Source organism: Thalassolituus maritimus, assembly GCF_900156675.1.
Lineage (GTDB): Bacteria > Pseudomonadota > Gammaproteobacteria > Pseudomonadales > Oceanobacteraceae > Thalassolituus > Thalassolituus maritimus.
This window is the reverse complement of the sequence record NZ_FTOH01000002.1, coordinates 188,060-206,462: the sequence shown is the minus strand read 5'-3', so window position 1 is coordinate 206,462 and position 18,403 is coordinate 188,060. Positions and strand designations below refer to the sequence as shown.

Genomic DNA, 18,403 nt, shown 5'->3' with positions numbered 1-18,403 from the left:
ACACTGCAGTCTGTTGCTTATGTGGTTGTCGCAGAATACTCACTGCATGGTGCACGATCGCGCGTGCCTCCCTGATAGCGGTTTGTTAATACTGACATTCAGTGTAGCAGTGCTGTAGCGGGTTGCCCGGGGTACGCATGGAGTGGCCTCTATTAGCCTGGTGGTGCCAATGTGGACAATGTGTTGGCCGGCCGGTTCGTCTATTGCTGTAGAGGTGATGAAGTGCCTGAATAGGTGCATAAAACTCGAGAATCACCGTGGAACGGTTCTGCATGTCGATAAATTGGAAGCACTACGAATTACAGGAGGGTTTCTACGATGAGCTGATCAGCTCGCCCGGAAACCCTAGAGTCCCCGCCCGGCAACTCGCCAATTATCTGAATAGCCTGACAGAAGAAGAAATACAGTCACGTAAGCTGGCCGCTGAGTCCACCATCAAAGATATGGGGGTTTCTTTCACCGTTTACAGTGAGGGTGAGAACATCGACCGCGCCTGGCCATTTGATATTGTGCCCCGGATCATATCGGCCCAGCAGTGGGAGAAAACAGCGGCGGGTCTGCGTCAGCGTCTGAAGGCGCTGAATATGTTTATTGATGATCTGTACCATGAACAGAAGATCATTAAAGACGGCGTCATTCCTGAGTTTGTACTGAAGCAGTCGAAGAACTATCGACCTGAGTGTGAGGGCGTTAATCCGCGCTTTGGGGTCTGGGCGCACATCTGTGGTACCGATCTTGTCCGCGATGGTGACGGCCAGTTTTATGTACTTGAGGACAACCTGCGGGTGCCTTCCGGCGTTTCTTACATGCTCGAGAACCGTTCCATTATGAAGCGGGTTCTGCCTGAGGTGTTTGAAAAAGTCAGTATCGCGCCGGTTGGTGATTATCCAGAAGCTCTCTTTAATATGCTGGCTTCTTTGTCGCCACGTCAGAGCTCCAGCCCGGTGGTCGTGGTTCTGACTCCCGGCATTTTTAATTCGGCGTACTTTGAACATGCCTTCCTGGCTCAACGCATGGGGGCTGAGTTGGTCGAGGGTAGCGACCTCGTCGTCGGTAAAGATGACTGCGTCTATATGAAAACAATCTCTGGTCTGGAGCGGGTCGACGTTATTTATCGTCGCATCGATGACATGTTCCTCGACCCTGAAGTGTTTCATCCCGAATCGGTACTGGGGGTTCCCGGACTGATGCGTGCATGGCGCAAGGGCAAAGTTGCTCTGGCAAATGCGCCGGGTGCAGGCGTCGCCGATGATAAAGTCGTGTATGCGTACGTACCAGATATCATTCGTTATTATCTGAGCGAAGAGCCTTTGATTCCGAATGTCGAAACTTACCTCTGCTACGACGACAAGCAGCGCGAATACGTGCTGGATAACCTCGATAAACTGGTCGTAAAACCAGCCAACGAGTCTGGCGGTTACGGCATGCTGGTAGGCCCGCACAGTACTAAAAAAGAACGAGAGCAATTTGCTGAGCTGATTAAAGCCAATCCGCGAAATTATATTGCTCAGCCAACGTTGGCGTTATCAACAGCGCCAACACTTGTCGGGCGTAGTAAAGTCGAGCCCCGTCACCTCGACCTGAGACCCTTCATCCTTCAGGGTGAATCAAGTTACGTAACGACTGGCGGACTGACGCGGGTAGCGATGAAAAAAGGCTCTCTGGTAGTTAATTCATCGCAAGGTGGTGGCAGTAAAGATACCTGGATTGTTGATACGTCTGCGGGGAAAGCCTGATGTTATCGAAAGTTGCTGAACGGGTTTACTGGGCCGCCCGCTATCTTGAACGGGTAGAAAGCACAGCCCGTATGTTGAGTATTTACGACACCCTGCTTTTCGACCTGCCGCGTCAGGTTAATCTGGGTTGGTATAACCTGATTGTAATTAACAGTCTTGAACAGGATTTCAACGAGCGTTATTCGGTGCAGGATGAGCGTAACGTGGTGAAGTTTCTGGTCGGCGACGACACGAACCCCAGTTCTATTGTGACCTCGCTCAAAGCCATTCGTGAAAACATCCGTACCACGCGCGATGTTATCCCGGCGGATACCTGGGAGTTGGTGAATGAGCTGAGCCAATATGTTCAGGACCACCTCCAGCAGGGAATTAATCGTCGCGACCGTCATGAGTTTCTTGGCAATGTCATCAGCGCCTGTCAGCAGATTATTGGTCTGTGGCAGGTCAATATGCCGCGCGACAGCGCCTGGGAAATGCTGAAGCTTGGTCAGAATCTTGAACGTGCCGATATGACTACCCGGAATCTGGATGCTGCGACTGCGGCCATTATGCAGATCGAAGACGATGATTTTGCTGTCAATAGTCAGCAGATTATCTGGGGCAATGTCCTGCGTTCTTTGAGTGCCGATCAGCCGTATCGCCGGGCGATGCGCAGTTCTGTCAAAGCACCTCTGGTGTGCAGTTTTCTGTTAACAGATCCGCGTTTCCCGCGTTCTGTTGAGTATTGTCTCAACGACATGATTCAGGGTGTGAAGGCGTTGCCGCGTGCCGAAAAAATTATCGCGGATATCCGCAAGCTTCATAAGACTGTCACAGACCGTGCTGAGGATAGCGCTCCCGGCCCTGAAATGCGGGAAGCCCTGAACGATCTGCAGATCTCATTGCAGTATCTTCATTTTTCTATCAGTCGTACCTGGTTCCTGAATGATCAGGAGCAACTGGCGGTGGCCCAATGACAATTACAGTCGCGCTTAATCATAAAACCCGGTATGACTTTGATCGCCCGGTATCGTTATCTCCGCACGTGGTGCGTTTGCGTCCGGCACCTCACTGCCGCACACCTATCCGCTCATACAGTCTGAAAATAGAGCCGGAAGAGCACTTTATTAACTGGCAGCAGGACCCGTACGGAAACTTTCAGGCGCGACTCGTTTTTCCCGAAAAAAGTCGCTGCTTATCAGTAGAGGTTGAAGTAATCGCCGATATGACGGTGATCAACCCGTTCGACTTTTTTATTGAAGAGTACGCTGAGGAATTTCCGTTCAAATACGGAAAGAGCCTGAAGAAAGAGCTGGAACCCTACCTGCATTGCACCACCGAAGGTGAAATGTTCACCACGATGCTGGAAAGTATTCCGCGTGAGAAAAAGCGTACCATCGATTTTCTTGTCGATATCAATATGCGATTGCAGCAGGACATCGATTATCTGGTGCGCATGGAACCGGGCGTTCAGACGCCGGAAGAAACACTGGAAAAAGGCAAAGGTTCTTGCCGGGATTCTGCCTGGTTGATGGTGCAGTTACTGCGTCACCTGGGGCTGGCCGCCCGTTTTGCGTCTGGCTATCTGGTTCAGCTCAAATCCGATGAGAAATCTCTCGACGGTCCTTCTGGCCCTGAAGCTGACTTCACCGACCTGCATGCCTGGTGCGAAGTCTATCTGCCGGGTGCTGGATGGGTGGGGCTCGACCCGACCTCTGGGCTGTTTGCATCCGAGGGGCATATCCCCCTTGCCTGCACGCCAGAGCCGAGCTCTGCTGCTCCTATTTCTGGCTTCACTGATGAGTGTGAAGTCGAGTTTACTTTCTCAAACGAAGTCACTCGTTTCCATGAAGACCCGCGGGTGACCAAGCCGTATACCGAGTCTGAATGGGAAGACGCTCTGGCCTTGGGTGAGAAAGTTGATCGTATTCTGAAAGATGAAGACGTCCGCCTGACAATGGGCGGCGAGCCTACGTTTGTTTCTGTCGATGACATGGAGTCCGCGCAGTGGAATACCGAAGCGCTGGGCAAAGACAAACTGGCATTAGCGAAAACCCTGTTGCTCCGTCTGCGAGACCACTTTGCACCGAAAGGCCTGCTGCATTATGGCCAGGGCAAGTGGTATCCGGGAGAAGAAGTACCGCGCTGGGCGTTAGGTTTATTCTGGCGTACCGACGGCGAACCTTTATGGCAGGACAAAGACCTGCTTGCCCGCGTAGATAAAAATTACGGTCACACCGAGGAAGACGCACGGGCATTTGCTCGCCGGCTTGCAGAGTTGCTGAACGTTCCGCAGCGCTGTGCTCAGCCCGCGTATGAAGACGGCCTGCACTATCTGCTGCAGGAGCAGAATTTACCGGAGAATATCGATAGCCGGATTGCCAGCAGCAAAGACAGCCTTGAGCGCCGTCGACTGGCACGGGTGTTAGAGCAGGGGTTGGACACCCCGACCGGGTACGTACTGCCGCTTGAGTGGAATTTCTACGGACATTGCTGGCAGTCCAGCGAGTGGCAGTTCCGCCGCGGGCGTCTGACTCTGATCCCGGGCGATTCGCCGATGGGGCTTCGTCTGCCGCTGGAGAGTCTGCCACCTGCGGAAGAAGATCCTCTGATTCAGGAGGCTGACCCGCACCGCGAAGCCGAACCTCTGGAAACCGCCGATGCCGCAGTAAAAGAAGCTTTGGCGCGTAACAGCCGCCCGGTGGCTCAGTCGCAACCTCTTTCGCCGACATCATTGACGCCCCCTGTGCAAAAACAGAGTGCTCAGAAGAAGGTTGAGGGTCACGAGAAGACTGAGCCTGCTGAGAAGAAAGACGATTATCGCTGGAAAAATCTGGTGCGTACGGCACTGGGTATTGAAGCCCGCGACGGTAAGTTACACCTGTTTCTGCCGCCGCTGCCGTATCTCGAAAGCTATGTGAATCTGCTGGCATTGATTGAGCGGACGGCAATGGAGCTGGACCTGCCTGTCATTATTGAGGGGTACGAACCTCCCAAAGATCACCGCATGCAAAAGCTGTTGGTGACTCCTGATCCCGGCGTGATCGAGGTGAATATTCACCCGTCAGACAACTGGTCCGACATGGTCAGCAACATGACTGAGTTATATCAGGCTGCCAAAGAAAGCCGCCTGAGTACTGAGAAATTCATGCTGGATGGTCGTCACACGGGAACCGGTGGTGGCAATCATATTACCTTAGGTGGAGCGACACCTTCCGACAGCCCGTTCCTGCGACGGCCTGACCTCCTGCGTAGCTTCGTTACCTTCTGGCAGAACCACCCTTCACTGTCGTATCTGTTTTCTGGCGCCTTCATTGGCCCGACCAGTCAGGCCCCACGAGTCGATGAGGGTCGGGATGAAGCTCTGTATGAATTGGAAATTGCCTTTCAGCAGATGCCTGACGGTGACGTCGCGCAGCCCTGGTTAGTTGATCGCCTGTTACGCAATCTGCTGATTGATATGACGGGCAACACGCACCGGGCTGAATTCTGTATCGATAAACTGTTCGCTCCAGGCAGTCCGTCCGGGCGACTGGGTATTCTCGAATTCCGTGGATTTGAAATGCCGCCGCATAGCCGTATGGCACTGGTTCAGGCGCTTCTGCTTCGTGCTCTGGTTGTTCGGTTCTGGCGGAAGCCCTATAAGCAGAAGCTTGAGCGTTGGGGCACTCGTCTACACGACCAGTTCATGTTGCCGCACTATATCTGGCAGGACATTAAAGATGTGGCAGCGGATCTTCAGGAGCATGGTCTGGATTTCAGGGCCGAATGGTTATTGCCTTTCCGTGAATTCCGCTTCCCACACTACGGTACAGTGAACCTTGGGGATATGTCACTTGAGCTGAGCTGGGCTATTGAGCCGTGGAATGTACTCGGTGAAGAGGTGTCCAGTTTTGGTACTGCGCGTTATGTCGATTCCTCTGTAGAGCGTTTGCAGGTTCGCGTCACCGGGATGACAGGCAGCCGCTACATTCTGGCCTGTAATGGTCGCAAGGTGCCTCTGCGGGCCACCGGCAAGCATGGTGAATTCGTGGCGGGTGTACGTTATAAGGCCTGGGCGCCGCCATCGGCATTGCATCCGACCATTGATGTTCACGTTCCCCTGCATTTCGATCTGATCGATACCTGGAACGGACGCTCGGTGGGTGGAGCGACCTATCATGTGTCTCATCCGGGAGGGCGCAGCTATGACGTATTCCCAGTGAATGCTGCTGAAGCCGAGTCCCGGCGGGGTAATCGATTTACGACCACAGATCATACGCAGGGGCCTTACACGCCTCGTCCTGAGATCGATGCCATACGTGAATTTACTGCGCATACAGATGTCAGGCCGATGAGTGCTCCGGCAGAAGAGTCGTATGATGAATATCCTCTGACGCTGGATCTCAGAACTCAGCCTAAACGCTGAGAATCTGCCATAATTGCGGCCAGATAACCTGAGATAGCCAATATGACTGATGAGTCAGCCATCACGCCGACCGTTGAAGACCTGTATCCACCGCTGCAACGCAGCGGTGATGCTGTCTACGATGCCACCGGTAACATGCTTCCACACTGGAATTATGTCATGGAGAGTCTGGCGGGTATGCCGGGCAGTATTCTTAATGACCGGCAAGCGAAGGCTCGCCGCCTGCTGCGTGATGATGGTGCAACGTACAACATCTACACCGATAATTTTCGCGACAAGCTGAACGACTCCCGTACCTGGGGGCTCGATCTTATCCCGAATATCATCAGCAGCGATGACTGGGCCGCCATTGAAAGTGGGCTGGTTGAGCGTGCAGAGTTACTGAACCTCTTATTGCGCGATATCTACGGCCCGCGCCAGTTGATCCGGACCGGAGTGATACCGCCAGAAGTTATCTATGCTAATCGTGGTTTTCTACGCGCCTGTCAGGGGCTGCGTATGCCCGGTGAGCATGATCTCATTATTCACGCTGCTGATATGGCCCGTGGCCCAGACGGTAAAATGATGGTGCTTGCGGACAGAACTCAGAGCCCGAGTGGCGCAGGTTACGCACTCGAAAATCGTACGGTGATGTCGCGTGTCTTGCCGAGCTTATTCCGCGACAGTCACGTTCATCGCCTGGCCGGCTACTTCCGCCAGTTGCGTAGCAAAATGCAGAGCCTGTGCCCTCACAGGCCCTCGCCTCGTATCGCGGTGTTGACCCCTGGCCCTCGTAATGAAACCTATTTTGAACACGCCTATCTGGCGAATTACCTCGGGTTTTATCTGGTTCAGAGTGATGACCTAGTCGTTCGTGGTGGATTTCTCTGGATGAAATCGCTCGACGGACTGAGCCGGGTCGATGTACTCATGCGTCGCGTAGACGACTGGTTCTGTGACCCGGTTGAGCTTCGCGGAGACTCCCGTCTGGGAGTGCCCGGCCTGCTGCAGGTGGTGCGGGCTGGGAATCTGGTCGTTGCTAACTCACTGGGTTCTGGCATTCTTGAGAGCCCGGCATTGCTTAAGTACCTTCCTGATATTGGTCGCGCCTTACTGGGGCGTGAACCGCGCCTGAGCAGTGTGCAGACCTGGTGGTGTGGCGATGCTTCTGATCTTGCTTACGTATTAGATAACCTGGCGAAGCTGGTGGTGAAACCCACGTATCGCAAGCCCGGTGAGCTCAGCTTCTTCGGGCCCAAAGCCAGCGCTGACGAGCTGGCTGAAATGGCTGCCCTGATTAAAAGCGATCCCCAGCGCTATGTTGGCCAACCGGTGCTGGAATCCAGTTTCTTACCGACTCTTCAGAATGAAGTACTGGCACCGCGGCCCGCGATACTCCGCGCCTTCACGGTTGCGGGTACCGGCTCATACAGTGTGATGCCGGGCGGCTTGACCCGGGTTGGCCTGAAAGAAGATGCACTGCTGATCTCTGGTCAGGCGGGAGCAACCAGCAAAGATACCTGGGTTGTAGCTTCCGAGCCCGAGCGCATCGTTACCAATCAGCACGAAGATGTTGCGCCTGCGCGGGAAAGTGAAGCGACCAACCTACCTAGCCGCGTGCTTGAGAACCTGTTCTGGATGGGGCGCTACGCTGAGCGTGCAGAAGCCTGTCTGCGATTGCTCCGTACTGCGTATTCCATGCTCAACGGTGAAGATCCTCTGTCGTCAGATCTGCGCCTGACGTTACTGAAGGCCGTGACTGAGTTGGCGACTATTGCGCCTATGAAAACGCCGGAAAGCGATGAAGCAATGATTGAAGCTCTGCGTCGTGGAGAAGCGCCGCAGTCGATTGCGAATACCCTCAACAGCATGCTTTTCTGTGCCGATGAAGCCAAAGAGCTGCTGTCGTCTGATACCTACCGGGTGATCAACGATATCCGCGATGCCATCCCGCTGCTGGATGGCGATGAGCAGGATGCCTACCTTAGCCCTGATGAAGTACTCGACCCTCTGGTCACAGCATTAATGGCCTTGGCGGGCCTGACTCACGAGAGCATGACCCGCGGTTACGGTTGGCGCTTTATGGAATTGGGCCGTCGAATCGAACGAGCCATGCAGACCGGGCGGCTCGCAGGCACCTTGCTTGGTCCTGAGATGATGGAACCAGAGCAATCCCGCGTTGCTGAAGCATTGCTGCTTACGCTTGAGGGATTGATTACCTACCGTCGTCGCTACGGGGCTCGCCCGGATCTGCGCAGCGGCCTGGACCTGGTGCTGCTGGATACGGATAACCCACGTTCGGTGATGTATCAGCTCGGCAATATACTGCGACAGCTACGTAAGCTTCCAAGTCATGCCGGGTATCTGCATGAGCTGCCGCCCGCTGAAAAAGCACTGATCGAATGCAGTACGCGCGTGCGTTTGTTTACGCTCTCTGAATTGTCTGCAAGTACGGAAGGTGAGCGTAAAGTGCTGATCGAAGAGATGCAGACCCTGGATAACGCCCTGATGGACATCAGCGATATGATCGGCGATCGCTACTTTGATCACAGAGAAGACTCGCAACAGCTGGTCGATGCTCGCTGGGAGGGGCTGTAATGAAGTATCTGATTAAACATATTACCGCCTACAAATACGCCAGCCGGGTCTCTCATTGCTATAACCTGGCACAGATGATCCCGCGCACGACTCAGCGTCAGACCTGCATCAGCAGCAAGATAGAAGTCACCCCGGAACTGGCCATGGAGCAGCGCCGGGAAGATTATTTCGGCAATCAGGTGTTTCAGTTTGAAATTCAGCGGCCCCACAAAGCCCTGACGATCACTGCTACCAGTCAGGTAGAAACCCGCCCTCAGATCGCAGACACTAATCTCGATCTCGGCAGTACCTGTGCAGAAGTTCTGAGCAAAATGCAGCAATCGAAATCAGAAGATGTACTGCTCGCTCGCGAATACCAGTTGGACTCATCCATGATTGCGGCGGCGCCTGAATTCCGTGACTACGCCGCAGATCTTTTTACTGCCGACCGTTCTCTGTTATCGGCATGCTTTGCACTGACGGCGAGAATCTACGAAGAGTTCAGCTATTCGCCGCTTGCGACAACCATTGCGACACCTCTGTCCGAAGTTATGCAGAACAAAAAAGGGGTCTGCCAGGATTTTGCTCACCTGCAGATCGCCTGTCTGCGCTCCTTGGGTTTTGCTGCTAAATACGTTTCCGGGTATCTCGAAACACTGCCGCCACCGGGTCAGGAAAAGTTAGTGGGTGCCGATGCAACGCATGCGTGGTTATCGGTATTTTCGCCGGGTGAGGGCTGGGTAGAATTTGATCCGACGAACAATTGCCTTGCTGGAGAGCAACATATCATCACCGCCTGGGGCCGTGACTTTAACGATGTAACGCCGCTGAAAGGTGTGATTTTTGGTGGGGGCTCAGCGCCTGAAATGACAGTCTCTGTGGATGTGAGCCGAGTGTAAGTGTGTCCAGCAGCCAGGCGGTTATTTGCCTGGCTGCTGAATAATGTAACCTGTTAGTTAGACAGGTAAACAGAAATACCAAAACCAAAGAACAGACCAGAGGTGTCAGCTTCAATCCCTGTCGAGTCTTCTTCCAGGGTCAGGATTGTATAAGCAGCACCGGCATTGAGCGCGACAAAGTCATTAATAAAATGATTGTATTCGGCTCTGAATGAGAAGCCGGTCATATCGAGTTCGATGTCGTCTTCGCCAGTTTCGCTAATCTCTTGGGACCCAAATCCGAATTCGGCGCCAAGAATAACCGAGTTCTCTTCATCAAGCGAAAGGTTATAAAATACCCCCGGCGATAGAAAAACAGTCGTATCTTCCTCTTCAAAGCCACCTTCGTATTCTGTTTCAGTGCTGTCGAGAGAATAGCCAAGCCCAATTGCGATGTTGTCCTGGATAAAGTAACGCGCATCCAGGTTAATATTCAGTACTGTTGTATCGTACTCAGCATCGAACTCATCAATTTCAGTGGTTGTGAATCCGAGCTCACCATTAGTAGTGCCTGATACAGCGATCGTGCCCTGAGGTAGATCTTTTGCAGTTGCAGGAAGGGTGAGTACCAGTGCAGACAGCGCAGCAGCAAGGGTAAGTTTTTTCATTTTTTTCTCCATGTTTTGTGTACAGGCCGAGCCCGCCTGGCCGGGCCTGTTTCCTCGCCCTAGGGAAAGGGCAGCGGGAGTATGCCGGAATAAGTGTTACGAAATAAAGCGCTCCTCGCGCCATGTTGGCTAAGGAAGTCAAACCTTATTCGACTTTCCTCTAATAGGCAGAGACTGGTCGTGGTGCCAAGCTGGGCTTCTGATGGAGGTATTGTATGACGACGCAGAAACAGGATATGAGTAAACAGGATCTGCCTACGACGCGATTTGAGCGTGTTTTTTTTCGCTACATCGCGTGGTTTCCGATTCTGACTCTGCCAATGCTGGTCTGGGAGCTGATGGAAACCGGGCAAATGGGTATGGGGCTGATTATTGGTCTGGTGCACGCGGTACTGGTATTCCGCTTTGTGTCGGTCAATAACGTACCGGGTTGGTTCAAAAAAAAGGGCAGCTGATCAGCTACCCTTTTCCTTTCAACTGAACGTTACGCTTAGCCGCGAGCAGACAGCTTCTGGCGTGCTCTGCCGGCCGCTGCACGCACCTGGTCAGGCGCGGTTCCGCCAATGTGGTCACGGGCGGCTACTGAGCCTTCCAGCGTCAGGACGTCAAATACATCGTCAGAGATCTCATTGGAGAACTGCTTCAGCTCCTCCAACGTCATTTCGCTCAGATCTTTCCCTGTTTCCAGACCGTAAGCGACCGCTTTACCGACAATTTCGTGGGCATCACGGAACGGGATACCCTTACGAACTACATAGTCAGCAAGGTCCGTGGCGGTAGAGAAACCGCGCATGGCCGCTTCACGCATAAACTCTTTCTTCGCCTGCAGGTGTGGAACCATGTCGGCAAATGCGCGCAGTGAGTCACGCAGAGTGTCTGCGGTATCAAACAGTGGCTCTTTGTCTTCCTGATTGTCTTTGTTGTAGGCCAGTGGCTGTGACTTCATCAGGGTCAGCAAGCTGATCATATGGCCATACACGCGACCAGTTTTACCACGCACCAGTTCAGGTACGTCCGGATTTTTCTTCTGCGGCATGATGGATGAGCCGGTGCAGAAGCGGTCAGGCAGATCGACAAACTGGAACTGAGCAGACGCCCACAGCACCAGTTCTTCAGAGAAGCGCGACATGTGCATCATGATCAGAGACGCTGCGCTGGTAAATTCGATGGCGAAGTCACGGTCAGAGACGGAATCGAGACTGTTCTCGGTCGGTGCTTCAAAGCCCAGTAGCTCGGCAGTGTAATGACGATCGATGGGATACGTCGTACCAGCGAGTGCAGCAGCGCCCAGTGGCATCTGGTTTACGCGCTTGCGGCAGTCCTGAAGGCGGGCGTAATCACGCTCAAGCATCTCGTTCCAGGCCAGCAGGTGATGACCAAAAGTCACTGGCTGTGCAGTCTGCAGGTGAGTAAAGCCCGGCATGATGGTATCGGCTTCACGCTCTGCCAGCTCGACCAGACCTTGTTGGAGGCGCGTCAGTTCGGCAGAGATAACGTCGATCTCATCACGCATGTACAGACGGATGTCCGTCGCTACCTGGTCGTTACGGGAGCGGCCAGTGTGTAGCTTCTTACCGGTAATACCAATTTTGGCCGTCAGGGCGGCTTCAATATTCATGTGCACGTCTTCAAGTGCGATGGACCACTCGAATTTGCCATTTTCAATGTCGCTCTGAATTTCGTTCAGGCCATTGATGATGTCGTCGCGTTCCTGCTCAGTCAGAACACCTACCTTGCACAGCATGGTCGCATGCGCGACAGAGCCCTGGATGTCCTGGCGGTACATGCGCTGATCAAACTCCACAGAGGCGGTATAGCGGGCGACAAAGGCGTCGGTCGCTTCAGAAAAGCGGCCTCCCCAGGAAGCGTTTGTGGATTGGTCGGTCATCAGGCACCTCTGATCGGACATTCGTTGAATTGAAAGAAGGCGGGATTATAGCCTTTGCGGCTTTGCGTTCATACCGGGGCTTAGGCCCTTTACGACGGGGCTGAATGCGGCGAGACTCTGAGAGTGCATTGGCGGTACTGAAACAGGAATTTATGTGAAGGACAAACAAACTCATTCGCAGGACGAGCTGCTCGACGGCTTCTTTCTCCCCGACCTGTGCAATGCCAGGGCAGTACTGATTCTGCTGATTGTCAGCGAGGCACTGGTACTGGCACTGACGTTGATTGAGAGTGGCATTGAGGGTTTCTCGGGGGTGCGCTTCGGGCTGGTTTCGCTGTTTGTACAGTGGGTGGCCTTAGTGTCTGTGGCGTTGCTCTGTCAGGCTCGTGGCCAGCTTGCCCGGCTTCCCGTGTGGGCAGCGTCAACGGTAGCCCTGCTCATTATTCAGCTGGTGACCTTGTGTATCAGCCTGTTGGGTGAAACCTTCTTACCTGCAATTCAGCCCTCGCTGGATTGGTACTGGGTTGCCCGCAACCAACTGGTCAGCGCAATTTTTTCGGCGATGGCGATGCGCTATTTTTACGTGCAGAGCCAGTGGCGCTTGCAGACTCAGGCTGAACTTCGGGCTCGTCTTGCGGCCTTGCAGGCAAATATCCGTCCGCATTTCTTTTTTAATACCCTCAACACCGTTGCTTCTCTAATCGTCATAGACCCTGAAAAAGCGGAGCAGATGCTGCTTGAGCTGGCACAGCTTTTCCGCGCGGTTTTACGTGGAAGCGAAGAAACGACTTCTTTGGCAGAAGAGATCAAACTTGGGCAGGGGTATCTTGATATTGAACAGACACGATTAGGCGACCGGATGCTGGTGGAATGGGAACTTCCTCACGTTTTGCCAGATATTCGGGTGCCACAATTGATTCTGCAGCCCTTACTTGAAAACGCTGTTTATCACGGCATTCAGCCAGTTGTGGCGCAGGGAGACATCAGGGTGTCGCTGACTCAAATGGCTAAAGGCTGGTTGCTGCAGATCAGTAACAGCAAAAGTAGTGAGTCCGTTGAGTCCAGTGGCAACCGTATCGCTCACCAGAATATCCGCGCACGTCTGGAGGCGCTTTTCGGTGAAGGTGCCACACTTAATGTAGAGGATCAGGGACATCGCTACGAGGCACGAATCCTGATACCAGAGAATGGGGATAGAGTATGAGTTACCGCGTTCTGGTGGTCGATGATGAACCACTTGCGCGCCAGCGCCTGAAACGTCTTCTCGATGAGCATAAAGACTTTGCCTGTATCGCTGAGGCAGGAGATGGACAGGCGGCGGTAGACTGGTTATCGCAATTCAGGGCAGATCTGGTTCTGCTTGATATTCAGATGCCCGGCCTCGATGGCTTGCAGGCCGCAGAGAAAATCAGGTCGCTGGCTAATCCGCCTGTCATCGTATTCTGCACCGCCTATGATGATCATGCGCTGGCGGCTTTCGACGTCGATGCTGCGGATTATCTGCTGAAGCCCATCCGCAAAGAAGATCTTATCCGGGCGCTGAGTCGCGCGGCGGAGCGTCTGAGCCGGCAGGTGGCAGGCCCAGCTGCGCGGACACATATCAGCGCACGTACGTCACAGGGCTTAGTGTTAACTCCGGTTGATGATGTGCTGTTTTTCAGCGCAGACCAGAAGTATGTCAGTATGCACCATGCTGACGGAGAAACCCTGATAGATGATTCACTGAAGCAACTGGAAGAAGAGTTCCCGCAGCGGTTTATGCGAATCCACCGCAGCTATCTGGTTGCGTCCGATCGTGTTCAGCGACTTGAAAACACGGATGACGGTGTTGTCTTGTGGCTACGCGGGAGCGATCACCCCTTGCCCGTCAGCCGTCGGCACGCGCCGGGGGTGAAGAAGCACTTGCGCGGCTGCTGAAGGCGCACGGCAACCCTCTCAGAGCCGCTGTTCTTATCGACCGTTGATAAAACAAGCACTGAGAACCCAGCACCTGACAAAATACGACGTTTCCATACGCCACTTTTTCCACTGCTGTTTGTCTGGGCGCGGTAAAATACGCTCATGAGTGTTTTGCGAACAGTGGTGATCCAGTGACCTCTGTTCAGAAAATACTCTTGGGAGGTTCTATGGAATTCTCTGATCCATTTGTTCTGGCTCGTGCTCAATTCGCTGCCAACATCACTTTTCATATTCTATTTCCAACCATCACCATTGCGCTTGGCTGGTTACTGGTTTATTTCAAACTTCGCTATCGATATTCCGGCGCGGACCACTGGATGGGCGCTTATCGCTTTTTCGTTAAAGTCTTTGCGCTCTGTTTCGCGCTGGGAGTTGTGTCTGGCATCACGATGTCTTTTCAATTCGGTACTAACTGGCCGGGCTTCATGGAGAGTGTCGGGAATATTGCCGGCCCCTTACTTGCCTACGAAATTCTGACCGCCTTTTTCATGGAGGCCGTGTTCCTCGGAATTATGCTTTTTGGCAGTCGTCGTGTTTCTGAGCGGGTTCACACCTTAGCTACTTTGTTGGTAGCGATTGGGACTACTTTGTCGGCGTTCTGGATTCTGGTACTCAATAGCTGGATGCATACGCCAGCGGGATTCGAAATGCGCGATGGGGTTGCTTATGCCACTGACTGGCTATCCATTATATTCAACCCATCTATGCCCTACCGTCTGGTTCATATGCTCCTCGCATCGGGTCTTACAGCAGCGTTTCTGGTCGCAGGCGTGAGCGCATACCGCTGGCTCAGGGGAGACCGTGAAACCAGTGTTATTGTGGCGCTGAAGACTGGTACCTGGCTTGCAGCAATTCTTATCCCACTGCAGATCCTGGCCGGCGATCTGCACGGTCTGAACACTCTTGAGCATCAGCCTGAAAAAATTGCGGCGATGGAAGGGCTCTGGGAAACCGAGCGTGGCGCAGCTCTGCGTATTTTTGCGATACCAGACGAAGAAGAGAGAACTAATCATTTCGAGATTGCAGTGCCGGGTCTTGCCAGCCTGATTCTTACTCATGACCCTGAGGGTGAGGTGCGAGGGCTGAACAGCTTCGAAACTCACCCTCCGATGGCACCTCTTTTTTTCTCTTTCAGAATTATGATCGCTGTCGGTGTTCTGATGCTGATCGTGTCATGGTTGGCAGCCTGGCAACTTCAGCGGCATAAAGCCCCCGCGGTCTGGACGGCCCGGGTGTTGGTGGCAATGACCTTCTCTGGCTGGATAGCCACCGTTGCAGGTTGGTATACCACCGAAATTGGTCGCCAGCCGTGGTTGGTTCAGGGGGTTTTACTGACAGAAGATGCTGTTGCTCATCACTCAGGAGTAACCATGGCAGGTACCTTCATTGCCTACGTATTAATCTACGTTCTATTGTTGATCGCGTTCATTTCTACTGTGTTTTACATGGCGAGGCGAGCTGGGCACAAGGACAACGAGGCCCCAGTGTCGATGAACCTGCCGGAGGGAGAAGTATGAACTTTGACTACGACTGGCTGCCAATGGTGTTCGCAGCCATTATGGGCTTATCTATCCTTCTCTATGTCATCCTCGATGGATATGACCTGGGTGTCGGTATGCTGATGGCTCTTGCGCAGAAGGAAGAAAAGGACCGGATGATTGCATCCATCGGACCCTTTTGGGACGCTAACGAGACATGGCTGGTGTTCGCGGTCGGTATTCTGCTGGTGGCTTTTCCTTCTTCCCATGGCTACGTGCTGACAGCGCTCTATATACCCGCGACTATTATGCTGATTGCTCTGATTCTGCGGGGGGTATCTTTCGACTTCAGGGCTAAGGCCAGGTCTTCTCACAAGGCACTGTGGGACTCCTGTTTTGTCATTGGTTCTGCGGTTGCAGCGCTGACTCAGGGCTACATGCTCGGGCAGTACATCATGGGGTTTGAGAATAATACCGAGACTCTGGTTTTTTCATTGCTTACGGCTGTGGCCGTTGCAGCAGGTTACGCGCTGATCGGTGCGTGCTGGCTGATTATGAAAACAGAGGGAATGTTACAGGCCCGCGCCGTTCGCCTGGCCCGCCCCCTGGTGTGGCTGACCGCAGCGGGTATTGCGTTGATATCACTGGCGACGCCGTATGTCAGTGAGCGAATATTTGAACGTTGGGTCAGTCAGCCGGAAGTCTGGTACCTCGTACCTATCCCCGTATTGACGGCTCTTTCAATTCTGGCGTTGCACCGGCTGCTCAAGGTAATGCCCTTACCTGACGATCGCTACTATCGTCGTCCGTTTCAGCTTACAGCGATGCTCTTTGTTCTCTGCTTTGTCGGTTTAGCTTACAGCTTTTATCCTTACACCGTTCCCGGTGTGATGACTCTCTACGACAGTGCGGCATCAAGGGATTCGTTGCTAATCATGTTTTATGGAGCGGCTTTCGTATTGCCGGTGATTGCGGGTTACACCGTGTTTGCCTACCGGGTCTTTCACGGCAAGGCGAGGGACCTGACCTACGATTGAGAGCATCCTTGTAAGGATAGTCCTTGGGGTGGCAGGCAGCCTGTCGCAATTCCTGATATTATCCGCGCCTGATAAATGCACAGTTTCAGGTTCGAGGACATCATGCCGACACCATCTTTACTCCGCATTGCGACCCGCAAAAGCCCACTGGCCATGTGGCAGGCTGAACACATTAAGGCCCGCCTGGAAGCGCTGTATCCGGGGTTGGAGGTTGAGTTGGTTACATTTACCACTCAAGGGGACAAAATCCTGGATGTGCCTCTGGCGAAAATCGGTGGCAAAGGGTTGTTCGTAAAGGAGCTTGAAAACGCCATGCTCGACGGGCGGGCGGATATCGCTGTGCATTCAATGAAAGACGTGCCGATGGAGTTTCCGGAAGGGCTTGAACTCGGTGTGATCTGCGATCGCGAAAACCCTCTGGATGCGTTCGTCTCAAATAAATACAAGACTCTGGCCGAGATGCCAGAGGGGGCTGTGCTCGGTACATCCAGTCTGCGCCGTGGCTGTCAGGCAAAAGAGCGACGCCCTGATCTTGAAGTCAAGAGTCTGCGCGGCAACGTACAGACGCGTCTGGGTAAGATGGATGCTGGTGAATACGATGCCATCATTCTCGCCTCGGCGGGTCTGCTGCGTATGGAAATGGATGAGCGCATTGCCGCATTCATGCCGGCAGAAGAATCACTGCCAGCGGGTGGACAGGGCGCCCTTGGAATTGAGTGGCGCAGTGCTGATAAAGACATTCATGCCTTGCTCGCGCCACTGCACCACGAAGTAACCGCACACTGCGTGCTGGCGGAACGTGCCATGAACCGTCGCCTGCAAGGGGGCTGTCAGGTCCCCATCGCTTGTTACGCCATCATTGATGGTGATGAATTGTGGCTACGTGGCCTGGTGGGTAGCGAAGACGGCCAGCAAATGCTGCGCACCGAGCTCCGGGGGGCACCAGAAGATGCCGAAGCACTGGGGATAAAGGCAGCAGAAGACCTGTTGGCGCAGGGTGCGGGTGATATCCTGCGCGCTGTATACGGTCATGACGTTCACTGAGCCGTTGCCGCCGGTTGTAGTAACGCGACCTGCGGACAAAGCCAGTGAATTGATCAGCTCTGTGGCGGAGCTCGGCTTTGAGGTTCGCCATCACCCTTTGATTGATATTCGCCGATTTGAAGATGATGACAGCGCCGCTTCACGTGCCTGTCGTCAGAAAATCCTCGATATAGACCACTACGACGCCGTCATCGCGATCAGTCAGAATGCCGCTGAGGCGGGGTTCAGCTGGATGGATGCCTATTGGCCTCAGATGCCTGTTGGGCTGCGCTGGTATGCGGTAGGGCCGACGACCGCCGCAGTGTATCGGGAGTATGGCGTAGATATGGAAATGCCGGTTGACCGATACGACAGTGAAGGGGTACTCGCGCTGCCATCGTTACAGCAGGTCGAGGGTGAGAAAATACTCATCTGGCGCGGAGTCGGCGGTCGGGAAGCCCTGGCATCGGTTCTGCGTGACCGGGGAGCCCGTGTCGATTACGCCGAGCTCTATGAACGTCGGCAGATTGAATGGGCAGAAGCCGACTGGGACAAAACCTTACAAGGTGCTCCAGTATTGCTGCTAAGCAGTGGGCAGGCGCTCGATATTGCACAACAACAGATACCAGATATTGCGACTCGGGTAAGCACCATCATAGTGCCAAGTGAGCGAGTGGCTACTTACGCCAGACAGCATGGCTGCACTGACGTGGTGGTTGCGGCCAGCGCCCGTAATGAAGATACTTTGCACAGCCTGCGCGCGCGGTTTGCCGCAGGCCGTTAAGATTTCGCC

The 18,403-nt window shown here is 53.8% G+C and carries 14 protein-coding genes; 12 read left to right on the top strand and 2 right to left on the bottom strand.

The features are described 5' to 3' along the window. The first annotated feature begins 272 nt into the window (after positions 1–272). From BW941_RS03725 to BW941_RS03705, 5 genes are read left to right on the top strand one after another with little or no spacing between them, the layout of a single operon-like run. The gene (locus BW941_RS03725; RefSeq protein ID WP_076514331.1) at positions 273–1,736 is read left to right on the top strand and encodes a circularly permuted type 2 ATP-grasp protein; all 1,464 of its coding nucleotides are present in this window, start codon (positions 273–275) and stop codon (positions 1,734–1,736) included. Further along, positions 1,736–2,692: an alpha-E domain-containing protein gene (locus BW941_RS03720; RefSeq protein WP_068436879.1), complete on the top strand. Its 957-nt coding sequence runs from the start codon at positions 1,736–1,738 to the stop codon at positions 2,690–2,692. The genes BW941_RS03725 and BW941_RS03720 overlap by 1 nt, the downstream gene beginning before the upstream one ends. Continuing rightward, positions 2,689–6,123 (top strand): transglutaminase family protein, encoded by a 3,435-nt coding sequence (locus BW941_RS03715; RefSeq protein WP_076514330.1) that lies wholly within the window; start codon positions 2,689–2,691, stop codon positions 6,121–6,123. Before BW941_RS03720 ends, BW941_RS03715 begins: the two co-directional genes overlap by 4 nt. A 42-nt stretch (positions 6,124–6,165) precedes the next feature. Beyond that, the gene (locus tag BW941_RS03710) at positions 6,166–8,700 is read left to right on the top strand and encodes a circularly permuted type 2 ATP-grasp protein (RefSeq protein WP_076514329.1); all 2,535 of its coding nucleotides are present in this window, start codon (positions 6,166–6,168) and stop codon (positions 8,698–8,700) included. After that, positions 8,700–9,578, top strand: a complete 879-nt coding sequence (locus BW941_RS03705; RefSeq protein ID WP_076514328.1) for a transglutaminase family protein — start codon at positions 8,700–8,702, stop codon at positions 9,576–9,578. Before BW941_RS03710 ends, BW941_RS03705 begins: the two co-directional genes overlap by 1 nt. Before the next feature lie 53 nt (positions 9,579–9,631). Here BW941_RS03705 and BW941_RS03700 read toward each other — a convergent pair whose 3' ends face one another. Then, positions 9,632–10,225 (bottom strand): putative outer membrane beta-barrel protein, encoded by a 594-nt coding sequence (locus BW941_RS03700; protein ID WP_175607859.1) that lies wholly within the window; start codon positions 10,223–10,225, stop codon positions 9,632–9,634. Between the two features lie 215 nt (positions 10,226–10,440). Here BW941_RS03700 and BW941_RS03695 point away from each other — a divergent pair, with 215 nt between their 5' ends. Next, positions 10,441–10,680: a hypothetical protein gene (locus BW941_RS03695; RefSeq protein WP_068436887.1), complete on the top strand. Its 240-nt coding sequence runs from the start codon at positions 10,441–10,443 to the stop codon at positions 10,678–10,680. 35 nt (positions 10,681–10,715) lie between these two features. On the opposite strand, the gene argH is transcribed toward BW941_RS03695, so the two are convergent. Continuing rightward, positions 10,716–12,113, bottom strand: a complete 1,398-nt coding sequence (gene argH / locus BW941_RS03690; protein WP_076514326.1) for an argininosuccinate lyase — start codon at positions 12,111–12,113, stop codon at positions 10,716–10,718. A gap of 154 nt (positions 12,114–12,267) precedes the next feature. On the opposite strand from argH, the gene BW941_RS03685 reads away from it, so the two are divergent. The 6 genes from BW941_RS03685 (at position 12,268) to BW941_RS03660 (ending at position 18,394) form a co-directional block, all read left to right on the top strand. Further along, positions 12,268–13,317, top strand: a complete 1,050-nt coding sequence (locus BW941_RS03685) for a sensor histidine kinase (protein WP_076514325.1) — start codon at positions 12,268–12,270, stop codon at positions 13,315–13,317. Continuing rightward, the gene (locus tag BW941_RS03680; RefSeq protein WP_076514324.1) at positions 13,314–14,030 is read left to right on the top strand and encodes a LytR/AlgR family response regulator transcription factor; all 717 of its coding nucleotides are present in this window, start codon (positions 13,314–13,316) and stop codon (positions 14,028–14,030) included. The genes BW941_RS03685 and BW941_RS03680 overlap by 4 nt, the downstream gene beginning before the upstream one ends. 209 nt (positions 14,031–14,239) lie before the next feature. Then, positions 14,240–15,589, top strand: a complete 1,350-nt coding sequence (locus BW941_RS03675; RefSeq protein WP_076514323.1) for a cytochrome ubiquinol oxidase subunit I — start codon at positions 14,240–14,242, stop codon at positions 15,587–15,589. Beyond that, entirely contained in the window at positions 15,586–16,587 is a 1,002-nt protein-coding gene (gene cydB / locus BW941_RS03670) for a cytochrome d ubiquinol oxidase subunit II (RefSeq protein WP_076514322.1), read from the top strand. The genes BW941_RS03675 and cydB overlap by 4 nt, the downstream gene beginning before the upstream one ends. Positions 16,588–16,689: 102 nt before the next feature. After that, positions 16,690–17,631 (top strand): hydroxymethylbilane synthase, encoded by a 942-nt coding sequence (hemC, locus tag BW941_RS03665; protein ID WP_084188591.1) that lies wholly within the window; start codon positions 16,690–16,692, stop codon positions 17,629–17,631. Next, a complete protein-coding gene (locus BW941_RS03660) occupies positions 17,618–18,394 on the top strand; it encodes a uroporphyrinogen-III synthase (protein WP_076514320.1) in 777 nt (258 codons plus the stop codon). The genes hemC and BW941_RS03660 overlap by 14 nt, the downstream gene beginning before the upstream one ends. Positions 18,395–18,403 lie beyond the last annotated feature (9 nt).